This is a genomic window from Okeania sp. SIO2F4 (genome assembly GCF_010672385.1).
Taxonomy (GTDB): domain Bacteria; phylum Cyanobacteriota; class Cyanobacteriia; order Cyanobacteriales; family Microcoleaceae; genus Trichodesmium.
Genome location: NZ_JAAHGT010000668.1, coordinates 1 through 5,475, shown reverse-complemented (window position 1 = coordinate 5,475; position 5,475 = coordinate 1). Strand labels below are relative to the sequence as shown.

Genomic DNA, 5,475 nt, shown 5'->3' with positions numbered 1-5,475 from the left:
GAGCTGGAGTGTTTGATAATAAACAATTCTCAAGCACTGTGGAAGGAACACCACAGGGAGGGGTAATTAGTCCTCTACTAGCAAACATCGCTCTACACGGTATGGAAGAAAGGTTAACGGAATTTGCCAAGACCTTAGATATGAGGAATCATAAAGGTCATCAGCTAGCCTGGAAAAGCAAAGTACAAAGCCTTTCTCTTATACGCTACGCAGACGACTTCGTTATCCTGCACGAAGACATCAAAGTAGTGTTAAAAGCAAAAGCCGTAATACAGGAATGGTTAAACCAGATAGGATTAGAACTAAAACCAGAGAAAACCAAAATTGCCCACACCTTAGAAGAATATGAAGGTAATAAACCCGGATTTAATTTTTTAGGTTTTACAGTCAGGCAATATGAGGCCAATTCAACCAAACAAGGATTTAAAACGCTGATTAAACCATCTACCAAGAGTATTAAAACTCATTATCGGAAACTGGCGGGTGTATGTGACTCCCACAAAACTGCCCCTACTAACGCGTTAATAGCTAAGTTGAATCCGATAATAAGAGGATGGGCTAACTACTTTTCCACTGTAGTCAGTAAAAAAGTGTTCAGCAAAATGGATAAGCTTTTATATAATAGGCTATGGAGATGGGCAAGTAGAAGGCATCCAAATAAGTCGGCTAAATGGGTGAAGAGGAAGTATTTTCCTAAAGTTCAAGATACCAGAAACTGGGTATTAAACGAAGGGAAACATATACTAAACCTACACTCAGATGTACCTATAATACGGCACACCAAAGTAAAAGGTAATAGGTCAGCCTATGACGGTGACTGGACTTATTGGAGTAGCAGAATCGGTAAACATCCAGGCGTAAGGAAAGAAGTCACAACGTTACTTAAACTACAAAAAGGTAAATGCGCATTTTGTGGATTAACCTTTAGCCCAACTGACCTTATGGAAGTTGACCACATCGTTCCTAGGTCTGAAGGCGATGACAACACCTATAAAAATAAACAGGTGTTACACCGACATTGCCACGACGTTAAGACTGCCAAAGATTTGAAAGCAGTTAACTATGTTTGACTCATCAAGTCCAAGGTGGGATTTTAAGGATGTGCCCATGACAAGGGACATCTAAGAGGGGAGCCGTGATGAGGTGAAAGTCTCACGTCCGGTTCTGAAGACGAGTCGGGTAGGGTAACTTACCTGGCTTAGTTTAACAAATGGATTCTCGGAGCAACAAAATTTTTTGGATTTATCTGTCCTTGTCCTGTCAAAGTTTTCGACAATAGTCATTTAGGGGAAGCCAATGAATGGCTAAAGGCTTAATAGTCTTTTGTGTTGAAAAATCTTATCGCAGTAAATATTACCCGTAAGGGAAGTTTTGAGAGAAAAAATAAACGGAAGTAACTTTTTTGTTATTTCCGTTTTGTCATAAAATGCTAAATTTTCTTCTGGTTGAAAATTATTTAATAGATTTATTGTAGGGTAAATCTAACAAAGGGATAGGGAACAGAGCAGAAGATGTAGCTATTTCCCACCATAGTAGTTAGTAATCAGTATTTAGAGGGTAAGGAAAAAAGCTTATATTGTAGTATTTTTTGTGGAATTTGTATCAAAATTATTTATTTGGTTTGTTTGATATTTTTATATATATTAGATTCACTTTATTAGGACTATTAGGACTTACGCAGTACAAGGTATTTTCGTCATTGCGACCGACAGGGAAGCAATCTCAAATCCGTGGTTTTTCGTACCTTATGCTTCAGTCGTGTTTATTATACTTAACTGATAGGCAAATCGCTATATTGTAAACTTATATCATTTTAAGTAGGTAGGCGTGAATAAACTTCACTATGCAACAAAATGTTTATGCAGTCCAAACTTTTGAGATTGCTTCCTTCCACTCCGTTCCAGTCGCAATGACATAGCGACATTTAATTACACTTGGCTACTTAGGTAAAATATTTATAATTAGGCTCGTTATTGTAAACTTATATCATTTTAAGTAGGTAGGCGTGAATAAACTTCACTATGTAACAAAATGTTTATGCAGCCCAAACCTTTGAGATTGCTTCCTTCCACTCCGTTCCAGTCGCAATGACATAGTGATATTTAATTACACTTGGCTACTTAGGTAAAATATTTATAATTAGGCTCATTGTTGTGCTTTGGCGCCAGAGAAATATGTGGAGCGCTAAACCGCAACAACAAATTATGATATTACCGAAGTTAGGATAATATTAAACAAAAAATTTAAACAAATTATTATGAAGCAAATTGTAGAATTTCCTCTAGAAGATGGTGACTCTATTCTTATCGAAGTAGATGCGCCTCCCCAACCAGTTGATGACCGTATTGGCAGAGTTGATGATGTAGCTCGGAAGGCTAATAAAAGCTTTGATGCAGCCATGGAAAAAATTAAACCTGTGGCTAATACTATTATTAAAAAAGTCAGAAGTATGAATGAACCTGCTGATGAAGTAGAGGTGAAATTTGGGATTAAATTAAGTGCTGAAATGGGAGCAATTATTGCTTCTGGAGAGGCAGAAGTTAACTATGAAATTACTCTGAAGTGGCATAATAAATAATGACTACAATACTTAACTTTGACCGCTCTATTGTCAGAATTTATTCTCAGTCAAACCAAGTAAAAGGAGCCGGTTTTTTAGTATCTGAAAATCAAATTCTGACTTGCGCTCATGTGGTAGCTTTGGCATTAGGCATCAATGGTAATACTGCTGAAATGCAAACCACAGAAGTTAAGTTAGATTTTCCTCAAGTTGCACCAGGGAAATTTATGACAGCTAAAGTAATTTTCTGGTTGCCTGTTAACCCACAGGCAGCTTTAGAAGATATTGCTGTTTTGGAATTAACAACTATTCCTAATAATATTTCCCCAGTGCGGTTGATGACTTCTGAGGAATATTGGGGGCATAATTTTCGTGCTTTTGGGTTTCCCAAGGGTAAGCAAAATGGTGTCTGGGCCAATGGCGTGTTACGGGGTGGTACTGCTAATGGTTGGGTCCAACTAGAGGATATTGACAACACTGGTTATGCTTTGCAGGAGGGTTTTAGTGGTACTCCTGTTTGGGACGAATCTTTGGAGGGTGTAGTGGGAATGGCCGTTGCTGCGGAAAAACAACAACTGGATACTAAGGCAGCATTTATTATTCCTACTAATTTATTGATGGCAGCATGGCCTCAGTTGCAGGAGCGGTTAATTGCTAGTTGTCCCTATAAAGGTTTGTTTGCTTTCCGGGAAGGTGATGCGGAATACTTTTTTGGGCGGGAGGCGATCGCCGGGCAGCTTATGGCAGCAGTGGCACGACAACAATTTGTGGCGGTTATTGGGCCTTCTGGTAGTGGTAAGTCTTCGGTGGTGTTTGCGGGGTTAATTCCTCAGTTGCGCTCTCAGGGGAATTGGCAAATTGAACAGTTTCGCCCAAAAGCTCATCCTTTTGATGAAATGGCTCGTGCTTTGGTTCGTTTCAAGCAACCAGAAAATAAGGAAACTGTACAAGAGATAGAAGCTTTGCAACTTTCTATGTTGTTGGAAGAAAAAGAGTCAACTTTATCAACATGGTTAGCTTCTATTTTGGAGAAACATCCAGGCAGTCATTTGTTGTTGGTGGTGGATCAATTTGAAGAAATTTACACTCTTTGTACTGACGGGGAAAAGCGGGTATTGTTTCTCGAAAGGTTGCTTAATGCAGTGGCAAATATTCCAGACTTGACTTTAGTTATTACTCTGCGGGCTGATTTTTTGGGGTATGCTTTGTCTGACCGTTCGTTGGCGGATGCTTTGCAGGGAACGCTCCCCCCTAACCCCTCTTTCAAAGGGGGGAGTAAGAGGAGTGTGACTTATTTTTTGGGACCGATGAATAGTCAGGAGTTGCAGTCTGTTATTGAATTGCCTGCGCAAAAGTTGGGGGTCCAGTTGGAGTCGGGGTTGACTGAACGGATATTAAAGGATGTGGAGCGATCGCCTGGTAATTTGCCTTTGTTGGAATTTGCTCTGGAGCGTTTGTGGGGTAAGCAAAGCAATGGTCAGCTTACTCACGAAGGTTATGAGGAAGTGGGAGGAGTTGAGAAGGCGTTGGCAAGTTATGCGGATGATGTTTATGAAAAGTTGACTGACGCAGATAGAGAAAAGACGGAACGGGTGTTTATTCAGTTGGTGCAACCAGGGATGGGAACTGAGGATACTCGCAAGGTGGCGACTCGTGCTGAGGTGGGAGTAGATAATTGGGATCTGGTGAGGCGGTTAGCTGATGGTCGGTTGGTGGTGACGGGGCGGGATGAAACTGGTGAGGAAACGGTGGAGGTTATCCATGAGGCGTTGATTAGAGAATGGGGAATGTTGCGGGGATGGATGGCAGTGAGTCGCGAGTTTCGGGTTTGGCAGGAAAAGTTGAAGGGTAGGTTGGCAGAATGGGAGGATAAGGGTAAGGATGATGGGGCATTGTTGCGGGGGTTGCTTTTGGTGGAAGCAGAGAAATGGCATCAGGAAAGGTTGTCGGAGTTGAGTCAAGAGGAGCGGGTTTTTATTCAGTTGAGTTTGGCGTTGCGCGATCGGGAACAGAAACAACGACAGCGTGGGAGGCAGTTAACTGTTTTGGGGTTGACGGTTGGTTTGGTTTTAGTTTCTGGGGCGGGGATATGGTCAGAGTTGCAGAGGCGTCAAGCTGTTGAAAGTGAGCAAAGAGCTATTATTAGTGAGAAAAATGCTGATATGAGAGCTGAAATAGCTACTTTAGAATCCCGTTTCGATGAAAGTTTAGAGACACAGTTAGATATCATCAGACTTGGGAAACAATTAAAAAAACTGCAAAATGATCGTCAAATTAAACCTGACATACCTTTTAGGACAGCAGGAATATTGCAGGAAATGACAAACTGGCGGGAGTATAAGCGCTTAGAAGAGCATCTGCAACCAGTCATCAGTGCAGAATTTAGCCCTGATGGTGAGTTGATAGCTACTGCAAGTTTTGACAAGACAGTGAAACTGTGGAAACGAGACGGTACTCTGGTGAAAACTCTCTTAGGGCATCAGGGTTCGGTCATCAGTGCGGAATTTAGCCCTGATGGTGAGTTGATAGCTACTAGAAGTGTTGACAAGACAGTGAAACTGTGGAAACCAGACGGTACTCTGGTGAAAACTCTCTTAGGGCATCAGGCTGAGGTCAAAAGTGTGGAATTTAGCCCTGATGGTGAGTTGATAGCTACTGCAAGTTTTGACAAGACAGTGAAACTGTGGAAACCAGACGGTACTCTGGTGAAAACTCTCTTAGGGCATCAGGGTTCGGTCATCAGTGCGGAATTTAGCCCTGATGGTGAGTTGATAGCTACTGCAAGTTTTGACAAGACAGTGAAACTGTGGAAAGCAGACGGCACTCTGGTAAAAACTCTATCAGGGCATCAGGGTTCGGTCTACAGTGCAGAATTTAGCCCCGATGGTGAGTTGATAGCTACTGCAAGTGCTGAC

3 protein-coding genes are annotated in these 5,475 nt (G+C 41.6%); all 3 read left to right on the top strand.

Features of this window, described 5'->3' with window-relative positions:
• Positions 1-1,070, top strand: a 1,070-nt coding sequence (locus F6K22_RS30080) for a group II intron reverse transcriptase (protein WP_293106651.1), incomplete at its 5' end; no start/stop codon positions are given.
• 1,187 nt (positions 1,071-2,257) lie between these two features.
• On the top strand, positions 2,258-2,578 hold the full coding sequence (locus tag F6K22_RS30075; protein ID WP_293106648.1) for a CU044_2847 family protein: 321 nt from the start codon (positions 2,258-2,260) through the stop codon (positions 2,576-2,578).
• A partial coding sequence (locus tag F6K22_RS30070) for an nSTAND1 domain-containing NTPase (RefSeq protein ID WP_293106645.1) occupies positions 2,578-5,475 on the top strand: 2,898 nt, incomplete at its 3' end. The genes F6K22_RS30075 and F6K22_RS30070, both read left to right, overlap by 1 nt.